This is a genomic window from Cohnella sp. GbtcB17, from assembly GCF_019091135.1.
Lineage (GTDB): Bacteria > Bacillota > Bacilli > Paenibacillales > Paenibacillaceae > Cohnella.
The window spans coordinates 84,773-100,960 of the sequence record NZ_JAGXJW010000009.1; the positions used below are offsets into that span (position 1 = coordinate 84,773).

The window sequence follows — 16,188 nt, forward strand, 5'->3', positions numbered from 1 at the left end:
TGCGATAATATGATTATATATTTCACATTTGTGAAAGAACGATAAAAAAGGGAGAGCTGCGCAAATGGAACTGCAAAAAAACAAGGTGAAATCCGCCGATCGCGTGTTGGATATATTCGAACTGTACGAAGGGGAGACGGAATCGTACAGCTTGTCGGAAATCTCCAAAATATTAAGCATGCCGCCGAGCAGCACCTACAACCTGCTGCAGAACATGCTGGAACGGGGCTATTTGGAAACCGACAGAACCGGCAAGCAGTATCAGCTTGGCTATAAGCTGTTCTCCATTCGCAACAAGCGTATGAAATCCGGTAATTTGTCCGAGTCCTTTCTTCATGTGGCGGACAAAATTTTTAACGATTTGAACGAGACCGTTCACCTGGCTGTCCGCATGGAAAACATGCTGCTCTACGTGGGCGAAAAGTCCAGTACGCACCTGCTGCGCTTTAATTCGAACACCGGCCAGACGGCTCACCTTCATGCAACGGCTTCAGGCAAAGTGCTGCTCGCGGAGCTGACGGAAGAGGAACTGCGCAAAATATATCCGCACGATGCGCTGGAGAAAGTGACGGAAAAAACGATATCGACGTATCCGGACTTGCTGAAGGAGCTTGCTAAAGTAAGAAAGGAAAAGTTCGGCTACAACATGGGGGAAACGGTGGAAGGCGTTCATTGCGTGTCCAGAGCGATCTACAACGCGGAGAGAAGAGTCGTGGCCGCGATCAGCATCTCGATCCCGGTCGTGCGAATTACCGGCGAAGTGTGGGGCAAGGTGCACGATTGCATCAAAAGAGCGAGCGAGGAAATCAGCATCAAGGCTTACGGCTAAAAGGCGAAACCGCTCTCGAATGAAAAATTTATATATATGAATTTATTCATTGACATGAAAAAGATGCCATAATACAATCGAGGTGAGTCAAAAACAAAAAACAGGAGGGGTTTATTTGAAAAGCGGATTCAAGCTTTCCCTGGTTTCTTTGCTAGCGATCTCATTAACGGCTTGCGGAAATAATGGAGATGACGGCAACGGCAACAGCAGCTCGCCATCAAGCTCTGACCAGCCGCCGGCATCTTCGGCAGCGCCTAAAGAAATGAAGCTGACCATCGGTCTTCCGGGCGCGTACGATGTCACCAAAAAAGAAATTATCGACGGCTTTATCGCCAAGTTTCCGAACATCAAAACGGAGATCGTCGAAGTGCCGTGGGCGGACTTCGCCACCAAGATCACGGCCGAGATCGCGGGGGGCACGGCGCCCGACGTATGGGTTCAAGAGAACGCGATCGTCCTCGGATACGGGATCCGCGGCGTTGCGGAAGACCTGGCCCCTTATATCAAAAAAGATTTGAACGATGCCGATTACATATCGGGGCTGTATGCCTCGAAGACCCCGGACGGCAAAGTGTACGGCATTCCGCACGGGATCAATCCGGTAGCGCTCGCTTACAACAAAAAAATGTTTGCGGACGCCGGCGTCACGCCACCGACCGACGACTGGACCTATGCGGATATGATCGAAGCCGCCAAGAAGCTGACGAAGGATACGAACGGCGACGGCAAGCCGGATCAGTACGGCTTCGCTATTTCGCAAGGCATTACGCAAGGCTGGTACCCCTGGACCCGTTCCTATGGCGGACAAGTACTCGATGATACGAAAACAAAAGCGATGTTTACCGATCCTAAATCGATTGAGGGCATCCAGGCGTGGTCGAATCTGGTGAAGGACGGCATCAGTCCGGATGCCGATTTCCTCAAGGTCGCAGGCGGCGATTGGAAGGCCTTCGGGGCAGGCAAGGTCGCGATGTACTTCATGCAGTACAGCAACCAGACCATCATCAACAAGGAATTTGCGGATCTGGACTACGATACGGTCATGATGCCGAAAAGCATGGACGGCAAACGTATCGTGCCGATCGTTACGAATAGCTGGGTTATTTTCTCCAAAGCCAAGCAAGCTTCTAAAGACGCAGCTTGGGAATTCCTCAAGTATTACTTATCCGCGGAGTCGCAAATGGTACTTGCGAAGAGCGGCACTTCCATCCCTGTGCAGAAAAATGCCATTACCGAGCTTGACGTGAACACGAATCCGAAAAATAAAAAGGCGTTTAGCGACGGGATCGCCGAGGGCGGCGTCACAACGGACGAAAATCCGTCCTGGCAAGAATGGCGTTTGGCGGCGCAGCCGATTTTTGCGGACATTTACGGACAAAAGCTCTCGCCTGAAGAAGGTGCGAAGCAGATTCAGCAGAAGGTTCAAGACATCCTGGATCAAAATCGATAATTGGGGAAACGAGATGGCGGGTGGACCCGAGCGGACCCCGCCGTCTGCCGTTTTGGCGGGGATGAAGGAGGAATCGAATTGCGTAGGGAAGCTCGCTGGGGCTACATACTGACGTTGCCTTTTACCGTGCATTTACTCGTTTTTTTTGCCTTTCCGTTTTTCTTTTCCCTCTATTTGACCTTTACACAGTGGGACATGTTTAATGCCCCGGCCTGGATCGGCGGCAAAAACTGGGTCAGGCTGCTTGACGATCGCTCGTTCTGGAGCTCCTTGAGGAATATCCTGCTTTTTGCCCTCGTCTTTGTGCCGCTGCAGACGATTCTCGCCCTCGTGCTCGCCTTTTTTCTTAATCAGTCCATTCGCGCCAAATCGTTCTACCGGGTCATCTACTTCCTGCCGGTCGTTACGCCTTGGCTTGCCGGCGGCACGATGTGGGGTTGGATGATGAATAAGACGTACGGCTTGGCCAATTATTTGCTCGGATTGTTGTCTCTGCCGCCCGTAGATTGGCTGGACAGCAAGCATTGGGTGCTCCCGATCACGAGCGTAGCGCTGGTTAACGTATGGAAGGGCGTCGGCTCCTCGATGATCATCTTGCTGGCCGCCATTCAGGGCGTGCCCAAAGATTTGTACGAGGCCTCTTCGCTTGAAGGCGCGAGTCGCTGGTCGATGTTCTGGCATATCGTATTTCCGATCGTGTCCCCGATGATATTCCTCGTTCTTATTTTGTCGACGATATCGGCGTTCCAGGCTTTCGATGTTTTCCTCGTGATGTTTAACGCGCCGAATATCGTACCGGATTCGAAGGTAACCCCGAACATCTTAATATACAAGGACGCGTTCCTAACGACCAAGATGGGCTACGCTTCCGCGATGTCCTGGGCGCTGTTTATCGTGATCATGGCGGTGACGCTGGTGCAGAAACGCTTCGAGAAAAGGTGGGTTCACTATGGGTAATAAATTCTTCTTTAAGAATTTGATTATTCATGTGCTGCTGATCGCCGGCAGTACGGCCATGCTCCTTCCTTTTTATTGGATGGTCTCGACCTCACTGAAGACCGGCGCCAATGTGGCGAAGCTGCCGCCGCAATGGATTCCCTCCCCGTTCGTATGGAGCAATTTTTCGGAGGTATGGTTAAAGGTCGACTTTGCGAGATATACGCTGAATAGTTTTCTGATCGTCACCGCCGACATTGTCGGCATGCTGCTCTCCTGCTCCATGGTTGCCTTCGGGATGGCGATGTTCAACTTTAAGTTGAAGAAGTTTTTATACTTCGGCATGCTGGCCACGCTTATGCTGCCATTTCAGGTGACGATGATCCCCGGGTATTTCATATGGACGTCATTTGGAGCGCTCAACACCTATTATCCCCTCATCGTTCCAAGCTTCCTGGGCGGCTCGTTCGGTATCTTTCTTTTGCATCAATTTTATAAGAGCACCACAAAGGAATTGTACGAAGCCGCCACGATCGACGGCTGCGGGCCTTGGACCGTCCTTTGGAAAATTTATTTTCCGCTGTCGCGCGCGGTATTGTCGGCGCTTGCCGTCTTTACGTTCATGGGCGCGTGGAGCAATACGATCGGACCGCTGCTGTATTTGCAGGATAAGGAGCTGTTCACGCTGCCGCTTGGTCTGCTTTTCCTGCGAAGCGATGTCGGCATGGAGCAGCAGATTTTGATGGCTGCCGCCGTCATCGTCACCCTGCCGGTCGTCGTCGTGTTCTTATTCGCGCAGAAGCAATTCGTCGAAGGGATCGCTTCGACGGGCTTGAAGGGCTAGTTCCGGAAACAGGGAGGAATTCGGGAGATGGCGTTTTCTCTGCACGATAAAGTGATTCTGATTACCGGCGCTTGCGGCAGGATCGGCAAGGCTTCTGTTCGTCTGTTTTTAGAAAATGGCGCTACCGTCGTAGCTTCGGATCTGATCCCGGCAGCTTCGCAGCCGCTTTTTGGAGAGCTGACCGAGCGGTTCGGGGAACGGCGCCTGCTGACCGTGCAATCGGATGCGTGCGACGAATCGCAGGTCATGGCCCTGATGAACGAGATCAACGATCGGTTTGGGCGGCTTGACGGTTGCTTTCATAATGCCTTCGCTCAGCTGCATAGGCCATTTGCGGATTATACGCTCGAGGAATGGGAGCGCGTCGTGCGCGGCACGCTGACGTCCGCTTTTCTCGTCAGCAAACATGCGGTGAAGATGATGCTGGCTTCGGGCGGTGGCGCCATCCTGAATACGTCGTCCATTTTATCGGAACGGCCGCAAGCCCATAGCGCAGCCTACAGCGCTTCCAAGGCGGCAATCAAACAGATGACCAAGGTGCTGGCGCTCGAATACGGCGCCTCCAACATTCGCGCCAATTGCCTGCTGCCGGGCGACATTAAAGAGCCCGAACCGAACGTTTCCGCCGCTTACGTCGAGAGGATGAAGGAGATCACCTTGATCGGGCGAAGCGGGACCCCGGAAGAGGTTGCGGAGCTGGCCGCGTTTCTGTTGTCCGATTCCGCTGCCTATGTTACCGGGGCTTCATATGTCATTGACGGGGGGTTCCGACTGTGAAAAAAACATTTCTATTCCATCATCATACGCGCGACGAGCTGTCGGAGCTCGCGAAGGACGGATATGCCGTCGTGGTACCCCTTGCGGCGACCGAACAGCACGGTCCGCACCTGACCGTGTATACGGATAGTCTCGTCTGCGAGCATATCAGCTATCATGCGGTGGAACAGGCGTCTGCCTATGCCAAGCTTCTGCTGGCTCCTATGCTGCCGATCGGCTGCTCGGATCATCATATGGCTTTTGGAGGGACGCTGTCGTTCTCTTCCGCCACCTATACGCTGATGCTGAAGGAGATCGGGAAGAGCGCCATCGCAAGCGGCTTCCGTAAGATTATCTTCCTGAACGGACATGGCGGCAATGAGCTCGCCATGCATCAAGCCGCGCAGGATCTTGCCGTCGAGTACCCGGTGTGGACCGCATCGGCCTCCTATTGGAGCATCGCCCGCGACGCGCTTGCTGCGGTCAAAGCCTCGGAAACTGGCAAAGTGCCGGGCCATGCGGGGGGCTTCGAAACCTCGCTCGTCCTGTCGCTTGACGCCGACCTGGTGAACCGGGAGCGAATCGAGTCCGATCACCCGACGCTTCCCTGGGTAGCCGCAGGTCCGGCGGGGACGTTCCTCGGACGCCATCACCTGCTTACCGGATTCGACGGCTATACCGATTCGGCGGCGCTTGCGGATCGCGATAAAGGAAAGCTTTATTTGGATACGATCGTGCAATCGGTGTCGGAATGGCTCGCGCGCGTATGCGAGACGATGGATGGAGGCGTCTGATGCCGGCCGGACACAAGCCGAGGATTGCGGCCGTCATCACCGAATATCGCCGCAATTCCCATGCCGAGCTGATCGTGGGCAGGCTGCTGGGCGAGCTCGGGTACGAGCCGCAAGTGCAGGTGGCCGCGATGTATACCGACCAGGTGCCGCCTAACGATATGAGCCGCGAGATGGCCGCCAAGCACAGCGTTCCGATTTTCGATACGATCGAAGAAGCGTTCACCTTCGGCGGATCGGTCGACCATGCGGACGGCCTGGTCCTGATCGGCGAGCACGGCGATTATCCGATTAACGCGAAGGGACAGAAGGAGTACCCGCGGCGCCGGTTCATCGAGGAAGCGCTGCATGCGATGGATCGCCGCAACGTTCGCGTGCCGATTTTCCTGGATAAGCAGCTGGCCTACGATATCGATGACGCTTGCTGGATTTATGAGCAAATCAAGCGGAGGGACATTCCCTTCCTTGCGGGATCGTCCGTTCCCTATACGGCTGTCAGGCCGGCGTATGACCGATCGCTGCTCGGAGACTTGAAGGAAGCGTTCGTCGTCAGTTGGGGCGGCAACGAGTCGTACGGGTTTCATGCGATGGAGGTGCTGCAAAGCCTGGCAGAGAGAAGAGCGGGCGGAGAGACCGGCGTTGATTCCGTCCAAGCGCTGTCGGGTCCCGAGATGTGGGCGGCGGCGGATCGGGGGGGATGGCCCGAGGATTTGCTTGCGATGGCTTTGCAAGCCCAGCCCCAGCCCCATCCCAATCGTGTGCATCCGCGCGAAGCGTGCGCTGCGCCTGTGTTGTTTATCGTCAACTACCGGGACGGCACGAGGGGCTATGTCGCACAATTGCAGGATTACGTATCGACCTGGTCCTATGCGGTTCGTCTAAACTCCGGTCAACGCATCGCTGCTGCATGCGAGCTCGATACGGATCGACCCTTCGCGCATTTCGGTACGTTAACGAGGCATATCGAACATCTCATTTTAACGGGGCAAGCGCCCTGCCGCGTCGAACGGACGCTGTTTACCACCTGCATGATCGATTATGCGATGGCGTCTCTTTTCCTGCGATCGGCCGTGCCGACACCGCGGCTGCTGCTGTCCTATGATCCGTAATGCAAACGCCAACATGCTCTCGTTTATATAAATTTGATAGGGAGGAATCGCCATGCGCACGGAAATTAAAGTCGGCCCAAGCAGCAACAGGCCTTTTTCTGCAGGTATCCAGACCGAATCCATGGTGTTCGTATCCGGATCGGGCGGACTGAACCTCGAGACTGGAAAAATTGTAGGCGACGATCTGGAATCGCAAACGGTTCAGACGATGGCCAACATTGAGGAAGTGCTGAAAGCGTCGGGATTGACGTTTAATGACGTCGTCAAAGCGAACATCTATTTAAGCGACCGCAAGCTGTACGACGAATTCAACGAGATTTATCGAAGATACTTTTCCCCGCCTTATCCGAGCCGTACGGCCATCTACTGCGATCTGAACTTCGGACTTCTTGTCGAGATCGATGTAATCGCGGTTCGAAGAAACGGCAATTCCACCCTTACGACGAGGTGATTCGAGATGTTGGATTTCAGCAAAATCAAGTATTACGAGCCCGCCGCGCCGTCGTCCGATGCGGTCTACAAAGCCGATCTGTGCATATATGGCGGCAGCTCCGCAGGCGTAGCCGCGGCGGTGCAAGCCAAACGCATGGGGCTAACGGTCGTGCTCGCAGAGTTCGGCCGCAAGCTCGGCGGCTTGTCCTCCGGCGGGCTTGGCGCCACCGATATCGGCAACAAAGCGGCGATCGGAGGCATCTCGCGCGAGTTTTATCAAGCGGTGGGGCGCCACTACGGCTGTACCGAAGGCGACGGCTCGCAGTGGGTCTTCGAGCCTCACGTAGCGGATCGCATTTTCCAGGAGTGGGCCGGGCAAGAGGGAATTACCGTGCTGTACGGCCAGCGATTGTCGGCCGTACATAAGTCGCAGGGCAAGATCGCAAGCATCGCGATGGAGAGCGGCGTTCGGATTGAAGCGGACATGTTTATCGACGCCACCTACGAGGGAGACCTGCTGGCTGCGGCCGGCGTCTCCTATCATGTGGGCCGCGAGGCGAATTCGGTCTACAAGGAAACGTTAAACGGCGTTCATTTCGGCGATCCGCATCATAATTTTAAAGCATGGATCGATCCGTACGTCATTCCGGGCAAGCCGGACAGCGGCCTGCTGCACGGCGTATCCGACGCGGCTCCGGGCTATCAGGGTCAAGGGGATCGCAGCGTACAAGCCTACAATTTCCGCATCTGTCTGACGAACGATCCCGCGAAGCGCATGCCCTTCCCGGAACCGCCGAATTACGATCCCGAGCTGTTCACCCTGCTGGCTCGTTATATCGAAGCGGGCGTATGGGATGCCCTCCGGCTTCACTCGTCGATGCCGAAGGGCAAGACGGACCTGAACAATTTCGGCGGGGTATCGACCGATTATATCGGCATGAACTATGAATGGGCCGAAGGAAGCTATGCAAAGCGAGAGCAAATTTTTCAAAACCACCTGACTTATAATTTGGGCATGCTCTATTTCCTCTGCAACGACAGGCGCGTGCCCGAGGCCGTTCGCCAGGAGGCGCGGCAATGGGGCTTGCCGGCCGACGAATACGTCGAATTCGGAGGCTGGACGCCGCAGCTCTATATTCGCGAAGCGCGCAGAATGATCTCGGACGTGGTCATGACCGAGCACGATTGCCGCGGCTATCGCAAAGTGTCCGATCCGGTGGGGCTGGCCGCCTATCGGATGGATGCGCACAACAGCCGCCGTATCGTCATCGACGGCCGCTGCATCAACGAGGGCAATGTGGAGGTTGCGCCTAGCGGTCCCTATCCGATCTCGTACCGGGCGATCATTCCGAAGGGAGAACAATGCCTCAATCTGCTAGTGCCCGTCTGCCTCTCCTCCTCCCATATCGCGTACGGCTCGATCCGGATGGAGCCGGTGTTCATGTGCCTGGGACAATCGGCCGCTACCGCAGCGGCGCTGGCCATCCGGCGCGGCACATCGGTTCAGGATGTCGATTATGCCGAATTGCGCGAGCGTCTGATCGAGGACCGGCAAGTGCTGGATAGCTGATGACGGAAAAATGTTATGTCAGCCGGCCTTTCACGGAGCCGCAGCGTTTTACGTCGGCGATCGAAGGACCGGCTTGCGATAAAGTGGGCAACCTGTATGCGGTCAATTATGACCGTCGACACACCGTCGGGAAAATAACGCCCGATGGGACCGGCAGCTTGTTTCTCGAACTGGGCGGGGGCAGCACCGGATGCGGGATGCGGTTTAACCGCGACGGGGATCTGCTGATCGCGGATCATACAGGTCACAATATTCTTAAAGTCGATATGCGCACGAAGGAAACGGCCGTATACGCGCACGAGCCCCTGATGAACCAGCCCAACGATCTGGCGATCGCGGCGGACGGCTTTCTGTTCGCCAGCGATCCGGATTGGAAAACGTCCACCGGACAGCTGTGGAAAATTCATACCGACGGCACAGTCTCGCTGCTGGAAGCCGATATGGGAACGACCAACGGCATCGAAATAAGTCCGGACGAGAAGACGCTTTATGTCAACGAAACGGTGCAGCGGAAAATTTGGGCGTACGATCTGTCCGCTTCGAAGGAGATCGTCAACAAACGTCTGTTCATTGCATTTCCCGACTTCGGCATGGACGGCATGCGATGCGATATGGCCGGCAATCTGTACGTGACCCGCATCGGAAAAGGGTGCATAGCCCAAATTAATCCACGGGGCGAGGTGGTGCGGGAAATTCCGCTGCACGGAAAAAACTGCACCAACCTGACCTTCGGCGGTGCCGACGGCCGCACCTGTTACGTGACGATGGCCGACGGGGGCAATATCGAGATGTTCCGTTCCGAATTTCCCGGCCGCTGCTGGGCTTTATTTCGCTGATCGTCTATAAGTTGCGGGATCGACGCACAAAAGGGTTGTCTCGAACGGTCGTTAATACGGGCCGGGGAGACAACCCTTTTTTTTATTTTCGGAACGCGTCCTGTACCTTTTTTAAAGTATGACTGCTGTCGTCGAAAGAAGTGCCGTCCAGCATGCCGGCAAGCGTATTCGTTAGCCGCACGACAATCTCATTCGCTCCGGCTCGCAGCTGCTCCCGCCTGCCCGACCAACGATAAGGGCTCCAGCAGCGCACGCCTAAAGGGCATCCGTTCACTTCGACTTCTACGCAATCATGCAGCTGCTCGTCCCATCCTTGAAAGTTCACTTCAAACGTTCCTTTCTCGTTTTCCGGCAGCGCCTCCAGGCTGATCTGTTTGGTTAGACGCCATGTGCCCGCATAATAAGGGAACCCTTCCTGGGGGCCGGAACGTAAGGAAGCGGATTGGGGCAGGGCGTCGATAATAGCTTCGCCATCCGCTGAGAAATAAACGCCGAAAGGGCCGGCCACATAAAGCGGGCTCACGATCCCGTCCCAATCGCATTGCGCTTCTACGCGAATAACGAGTTCATTGCGCCCCTCCGATAACAAGCGATCCACCCTGCAGCTCAAATAATCCTGGTTGATGTAAGCCTCCGCATGAAAATCGTCGCGAGCGAGCGGGTGGCCGTTTACATAGATCGTAAAAGGTCCCGATATGCCGCCGGGCTCCATGAAGAGCGAGATTTCCCCGGACAGCTTGTTGATCGCGAACGCTGTACGATACCAGCAGACAAGCGGATATCGCACGGTTAGCTTAACCGGCGTGCCGAAGGCTTGCCGGAAGGCTAGAGGAAGCTGCTCCCGATCGGCCAGTTCCGCGCATTGATCGATAATCGTTTTGACCTCAACCTTGGGCCATTCCCCGGCGGTCTTGCCTGTCGTCCAGCCCTGCTCCCGTCCCTTGTCACCCCGGTCCGGCGCAAAGCCGAAGCTGCCGAGTCTCAGGACGTTGCTGTGCAGCGCTTCGATCTCCCATGGAGATTCGGCATCTACGTTCAGCGTCCAGGCTTCTCCCGCGGAAGCTTGCGCTTTACTTGAGAGCGCACCGCTTGAAACTTGGCGAATTCGCAAGCAACAAGACTCGTAAGCGGCGAACTTTAATGGAAGGTGCCAGCCGTCGGCATGATTCGACACTTGCAAGGGCGTGACCTCGCCGGTATCCAGGTGCAGGCGCTCCACCGCATGCGTATGTATGGGGAGTGCCGAATGCAGCTCGACGCGTCGTTCGCCGGATTCTTGATGGGCGATAAAGATCAGATGCGAGTTGTCCTCCAGGATGCGATGCTGCATTAAAAATAAAGACGTGTCGCCGGTCGTACAGTGTAGACGGATGGAAGGCGGCTGCAGCGACGCCAATCGTTCTAACAATGGTTGGATTCCGTCGGCGGCAACCAAGGTGCCTTGAGATGATAAAAAATGTCCGCCGCCATGCGTGATCCAGCGGGTTCCAGGGCTTGATGAGGCTGACGGCGTTGACCAGTAATCGTGCTGCGGGTCGCGCTCGAGGCCAAAGCGCTTTCTCATTTCCATACCTACGTCGATGCCGGCTTCAATAGGCTGATAGGGAAGCAATCCTAGCGCAAGGACCGTTCCTCCGTTTGCGAGGAAAGCCTCGATCTGAAGCCAAGCCCCTGTCTCCAGATTCGCGATCGGTGGAATGACGAGAATGGAATAGGCGGCATGACCGATACGCAGCTTCCCTGATTCTACCGTTGCCTCCGTTAACAGCTCGGGGTCCAGATGATCAAAATCGATCTGATGAAGCAGCAATTCCCGGCAAATGGCCGCCCAATCTGCTTTGAGCGCTTCGAGCCGCGCCTTCTCGTCGGCATCGTCGCCCATGTATTCGAACTCATGAATCGGATTGCCCAGGTGCGTCCACAAGGTAGTGGTAGGATCGAGCACGGCAACCGAGATCGCCGCTGTGCCTTCGCTCATTAAATAGCAAAGCCGCGCGGCATAATCCGCCAGCTGACGGAAATGACGCCAATAAGGATTTTGCAAAAACTGAGAGGGAGGCGCATCGTGCTTCCTTAACCCTTCAATGGAAAAGAAAAAGGCATGAAAGTTGAACATGTTGATGCCCATCGCGGCGAACCGGTCCAGCATCCACTTGGCGTCCTGCAGCGTCATCGACCACCCGACGCTATGGAAGCATTCGATCAGCGCCCTTTGCTTGCCCGTTTGCCGCGCGATAGAGGAGATCATCTTGGGGTTGTAGCGAAAGCTGAAGGCGTTTTTGGAAAGGATCCAAGCGAGCGGCCTGCCCAGCTTCTCATGCCCGCTGTCTCCGCCGGGGATCGTGCTGAGGCGCTGCGTGGTCGCGCGGATGCTATTGACTTCCGTCACGTAGCTCAGCTGGTTGCGCTGCGCCCATCGCTGCAGCTGTGCGTGGTACGCTTCCCGGAGTAAAAGGTGCAGCGACTGGAAATAGTCGTATCGAATCCGCGGGGTATTTTCCGAAGTTTCATGAAGAAGCGCTAAAAGGTTGTCGCGTTGCAGTAAATCGTAGCCTTGCGATTCCGCAAAAAAAGGCGGTAATGCGGCGGACCAGGGAAAGTTGCCCAGCAAGCCTACCTCGTCCGAAAAAACGCCCTTCACCACATCGCCGAAATAGGAGCCTATCTCTTGCTTGTAGCGTTCGTGGGTCAATTGAATAAACGTCCGGACCGCTTCGGTATGACACGGGTCCATATAGTGCCCGAAGTATTTAAAGTCCTGCACTTCGGTCTGCATCGCGATCGTCAATTCCCACTTGCCTGAAGGGGGCGTCCAGCGCAAATACTTCCGGGGATGCGCCGTGAAATACCGACTGGCATTGTAGGCGGTTAACCCGCTTTGTTGAAAGATATGCTCGTTCTGCAAGCTCCCGATATGCCGGGAAATGTCGATGGACCGATTCCATAGCAAAGTGTGCCCTGCATCATCGTAGGGCACTGCGAGGGCCATTAACACCTTGGCCCAGGGGAGCTCCAGATGGATGGGCCGATCTCCGTCCCGCGTTTCCCGGAAGCTCCATAACGTATGATGCTTGGCGTCCGGGTGCTCCAGGGTCACCTCGCCGCCGGCCATTCCGCTGGGATACGGATATTCGTCATAGATCCATACTTCCAGGCCGAAGGTTTTGGCCGTTTCTACGGCGAAGCGAACGCGATCGAACCAGACTTGCGACAAGTACGGCACCGTCAGTCCTTGACGGGCGCAAATGAAGAAGCCGCCGACGCCTTTATCCGCCATCTCTCCAATTTGCAGCTTGATCGCGGCTTCGCTCATATCCCCGTTCCAAAACCAGAAGGGTACGATCCGATAGCTCGCCGGAGGATCTTGAAAACATTTCTCTAGCATCTTGAACACTCCATTTCATTGGCAATTCCGTCTCATAAAAGGAGCTCGTGCGTTTGTTTTCAATCATAAATCTTATAGGGTGAGATGGAGGGGTGTCAATCATTTTAGATAAGTTTTACATTCGTGAAAAATAAGAGTTCAGATTATAATCTATTTTTTAATGATGATAGTTCGATTTTCGATTATATATTTATATATAAGAATAAATTCATTGACGTGAAAAATATAATCGTGATATGTTGATTTTAGAAATCGATTACTGTCATTTATTTCGAGTTGGGGTCGGGCGGGAGGGATATGATGGATAAAAAAATAGAATAGCATATGGCTTCAATGCCGCTTTCGGGAACTTCTTTATGTTAGCGCTTCCAATTTTTCGGATCATAAGGAGGAATCAGCTATGATAAAAAGTTTAAGAAAGTTGATTTTGTGCAGTTTGATCGCATCCCTGGCTTTAATGTCGTTGTACATGGTCCCTGCCCTGCAGCAGTCCGCGTCGGCTCAATCGTACAATAACTTGATCGTGAACAGCGGATTTGAAACCAATCTGTCGGGATGGGGAGGGAGCAGTACGACAAAAAGTGTCGATTCCACGACCTCCCACAGCGGATCGAAAAGCCTCAAGCACGTATCCGATGCCACGAACAAGTGGAATGCCGTCGCCACGAGCAGTACTTGGAATGCCGTCGACGGCCAAAGCTTTCGTCTTGACGCCTATGCCAAGACGAGCCTGACGCAAGGCAGATACCAAATCGGCGTAAGGTGGATCAGTACGGCCGGGAGCACCATCGGCTACCAATTTTATTCGATTAAAAATTCAAGCAACTGGACAAGATCGGGCGGTACGTTCGTAGCTCCTGCCAATACGGCAAAGGTACAAGTCTACGTAGTCATGCCTCAATATTCCATAGGCACCGTCTGGTTGGACGATATCACGCTCACTTCGGACAATCTGGCGCTGGACGCCGGCTTTGAACTGAACAACGGAAGCTGGAGAGGCAGCGGCCCCGAATTCAGCTACGATTCGACGACCTTCCGAACGGGCGCCAAGTCGGGCAAGATCACCGGTTCTGCAAGTGCCTGGAACGTCATCGCTACAGATCCGGCCGTACACATTGCCAGCAACGAAAGCCAGGATTACGTTTTGAAGCTTTTCTCCAAAGATACGCTGACGTCAGGTACCTTCCGTATCGGATTGAGGTATATCGATGACGCGGGCAATTCAGTGGGCGCCTACAGCTTTACGACGGCGGCCAACGGTGCGAATTGGCACCAGACCGTCACGCCTGCGATGAAGACGCCTGCCGGAACGAAATACGTCCAAATCTACTTGTGGCTGTCGCAAAACGCGGTCGGGTCCGTGTGGGTGGACGATGTTGTCCTTGAATCGCAAAATCTCGAGCTGAATCCGGGTTTTGAAAGCGGCATGACCGATTGGAGCACAACGACCGGCGTCTTAGATACGAGCAATGCGTATCAGGGAACGAATTCCTTCAAGCTAACCGGCAGCGGCTCGGCAGGGGCGAATACGCTTGGCGGACATTTGGTGTCGGTCAGTCCGGGAGAGAGCTACAAGGTTCAATCCTACGTGAAGAGCAGTCTCACTTCAGGCGGATTAAAAATGGGGCTGCGCTTTATTCAAAAAAACGGGACCATCGTCTTGTCGGATGCGCTCATCGACGCTCCGCTCACGAGCGCTTGGAGCAAAGCGGGCGATGTGTTCACTGCCCCCGCAGATGCGGCGTTTATGCAGGTTTATTATGCGCTGAGCCCGGATGCGGCGGGATCCGTATGGATCGACAATGTCGTACTAAGCAGCGCGCCCACCCCGTTTATGTTCAGCATGACGGAAAAGCATGTGTGGAGCACGGAGTCCACCGTCACGACCAATTTCGCATTAAGCTTGACCGACGAGAATCTATCGGATTATAAAGTGAAGCTCGAAAGGTACGATTTTGGCGGGACGACCCCTGTCTTCACCAAAGAGTATACGACGCTCTCTCCGAACTTTTCGGACACGTTTAACGTATCGACGCTTCCGATGGGGTATTCGATTTACAAAGCGCATTTGGTAAGGAAGAGCGACGGATTCGTCAAGGATACAGAGGTTCAGGAAGTGTTGAAGGCGGACAAGCTGACGTACCCGGCAATGCCCGACACCGTCAGCGTCACGACCAATGTCTACAAGGCAGTGCTGCTGAACGGAGACATATTTATGCCGCGTATTATGTATTCGGTCGTGACCTCCAATACGACGGAGTATGCGGATCTTAAAGCGCAAGGATTTAATACGGTGCTCATTGGAGAAAGAGGCGGCATCAATTTCGCTACGGCTTTCTCCGACATTAAATCTTTCGGTTTAAAAGCCGCAGCCGCTCTATATCTCAATAATAACGTGGTCGACCTTACTTATATCGCGAGCAGGGTAAATACGTACAAAGACGATCCGGCGCTGCTCTATTGGGTGCTGAACGACGAGCCAGACGGTCACGGAATATCCGCGGCGGCCATGCAGCAAGCGTACGATACGATTAAAAGCATAGACCCCAATCACCCCGTATACGTCAACATGTCCACCAAAAACGTCGTCCAGGCGGGGACCTATACAAACGCAACGGACATTCTGTCCGCCGACTCTTATCCGGTTCCCGACTTCGATATTACGGATGTACGCGATATGACCGATGCCGTAGCGGCGACAGGCAAGCCGGTGAATATGGTAATGCAATCGTACGGCTTGACCAATCGGGCGCCGCTTCCGGAGGAGACGCGGGCCATGACTTATCTGGCGATTAATCATGGCGCCAAATCGACGGGATTTTATGCCTATGACGTATCGCCGCAGTGGTTTATGAAAACCGATAGTCCTCCGCTGTGGGCGATGTACAAAATTATGAATCAGGAACTGGAAGTGCTGAAGGATGTGATCGCGGCACCGGACGTCACGCAAGATATTGCTGCTTCCGCTTCGGAGCTCGATATCAAGGTGCGGGAATACAATGGCATCCGTTACCTGTTTGCGGTCAATACGACGGGCCACCCGGTTACACCCGCGTTTTCGGGTACGGGTCTGACGGGCATCACGTCCGCTTCGCCGGTTTATGAAAGCAGGAGCTTGGCGGTAAGCGGCGGCTCCTACACGGACACCTTCTCGCCTTACATGGTTCACATCTATCAATTGCAAAGCTAGTTGGAGCGACAAGACTGGAGAATGCACGGGATTTCCCGGGCGTTCTCCAGTCTTTTTTAG

The 16,188-nt window shown here is 54.6% G+C and carries 13 protein-coding genes; 11 read left to right on the forward strand and 2 right to left on the reverse strand.

From position 1 onward, the window contains the following. Nucleotides 1-64: 64 nt before the first annotated feature. The gene (locus KVT38_RS06955) at nt 65-829 is read left to right on the forward strand and encodes an IclR family transcriptional regulator (protein ID WP_217592964.1); all 765 of its coding nucleotides are present in this window, start codon (nt 65-67) and stop codon (nt 827-829) included. Between the two features lie 111 nt (nt 830-940). On the opposite strand, the gene KVT38_RS34685 is transcribed toward KVT38_RS06955, so the two are convergent. After that, nucleotides 941-1,105, reverse strand: coding sequence for a hypothetical protein (locus tag KVT38_RS34685; RefSeq protein WP_254639050.1), 165 nt, complete (start codon nt 1,103-1,105; stop codon nt 941-943). Between KVT38_RS34685 and KVT38_RS06960 the strand changes: the two genes are divergently transcribed. The 9 genes from KVT38_RS06960 to KVT38_RS07000 all read left to right on the forward strand — a co-directional run bounded on the left by KVT38_RS06960 (nt 1,092) and on the right by KVT38_RS07000 (nt 9,553). Further along, the gene (locus KVT38_RS06960; RefSeq protein WP_254639051.1) at nt 1,092-2,279 is read left to right on the forward strand and encodes an ABC transporter substrate-binding protein; all 1,188 of its coding nucleotides are present in this window, start codon (nt 1,092-1,094) and stop codon (nt 2,277-2,279) included. The two genes, KVT38_RS34685 and KVT38_RS06960, sit on opposite strands and share 14 nt — an antisense overlap. 78 nt (nt 2,280-2,357) lie before the next feature. After that, a complete protein-coding gene (locus tag KVT38_RS06965; RefSeq protein WP_217592966.1) occupies nt 2,358-3,236 on the forward strand; it encodes a carbohydrate ABC transporter permease in 879 nt (292 codons plus the stop codon). Continuing rightward, a complete protein-coding gene (locus tag KVT38_RS06970; RefSeq protein ID WP_217592967.1) occupies nt 3,229-4,059 on the forward strand; it encodes a carbohydrate ABC transporter permease in 831 nt (276 codons plus the stop codon). Before KVT38_RS06965 ends, KVT38_RS06970 begins: the two co-directional genes overlap by 8 nt. 27 nt (nt 4,060-4,086) lie before the next feature. After that, on the forward strand, nt 4,087-4,836 hold the full coding sequence (locus KVT38_RS06975) for an SDR family NAD(P)-dependent oxidoreductase (protein WP_217592968.1): 750 nt from the start codon (nt 4,087-4,089) through the stop codon (nt 4,834-4,836). Next, nucleotides 4,833-5,609 carry a creatininase family protein gene (locus KVT38_RS06980; RefSeq protein WP_217592969.1) on the forward strand — a complete coding sequence of 259 codons (777 nt, stop codon included), beginning with the start codon at nt 4,833-4,835 and terminating at the stop codon, nt 5,607-5,609. Before KVT38_RS06975 ends, KVT38_RS06980 begins: the two co-directional genes overlap by 4 nt. After that, nucleotides 5,609-6,715: a hypothetical protein gene (locus KVT38_RS06985; protein ID WP_217592970.1), complete on the forward strand. Its 1,107-nt coding sequence runs from the start codon at nt 5,609-5,611 to the stop codon at nt 6,713-6,715. The genes KVT38_RS06980 and KVT38_RS06985 overlap by 1 nt, the downstream gene beginning before the upstream one ends. 52 nt (nt 6,716-6,767) lie before the next feature. Then, nucleotides 6,768-7,166, forward strand: a complete 399-nt coding sequence (locus tag KVT38_RS06990; protein WP_217592971.1) for a RidA family protein — start codon at nt 6,768-6,770, stop codon at nt 7,164-7,166. A 6-nt stretch (nt 7,167-7,172) separates the two neighbouring features. Further along, nucleotides 7,173-8,717: an FAD-dependent oxidoreductase gene (locus KVT38_RS06995; RefSeq protein ID WP_217592972.1), complete on the forward strand. Its 1,545-nt coding sequence runs from the start codon at nt 7,173-7,175 to the stop codon at nt 8,715-8,717. Continuing rightward, nucleotides 8,717-9,553: an SMP-30/gluconolactonase/LRE family protein gene (locus KVT38_RS07000; RefSeq protein ID WP_217592973.1), complete on the forward strand. Its 837-nt coding sequence runs from the start codon at nt 8,717-8,719 to the stop codon at nt 9,551-9,553. The genes KVT38_RS06995 and KVT38_RS07000 overlap by 1 nt, the downstream gene beginning before the upstream one ends. 82 nt (nt 9,554-9,635) lie before the next feature. Here KVT38_RS07000 and KVT38_RS07005 read toward each other — a convergent pair whose 3' ends face one another. Continuing rightward, on the reverse strand, nt 9,636-12,938 hold the full coding sequence (locus KVT38_RS07005) for a glycosyl hydrolase (RefSeq protein WP_217592974.1): 3,303 nt from the start codon (nt 12,936-12,938) through the stop codon (nt 9,636-9,638). A 400-nt stretch (nt 12,939-13,338) separates the two neighbouring features. Here KVT38_RS07005 and KVT38_RS07010 point away from each other — a divergent pair, with 400 nt between their 5' ends. Beyond that, the gene (locus KVT38_RS07010; protein ID WP_217592975.1) at nt 13,339-16,128 is read left to right on the forward strand and encodes a carbohydrate binding domain-containing protein; all 2,790 of its coding nucleotides are present in this window, start codon (nt 13,339-13,341) and stop codon (nt 16,126-16,128) included. Nucleotides 16,129-16,188: the final 60 nt, after the last annotated feature.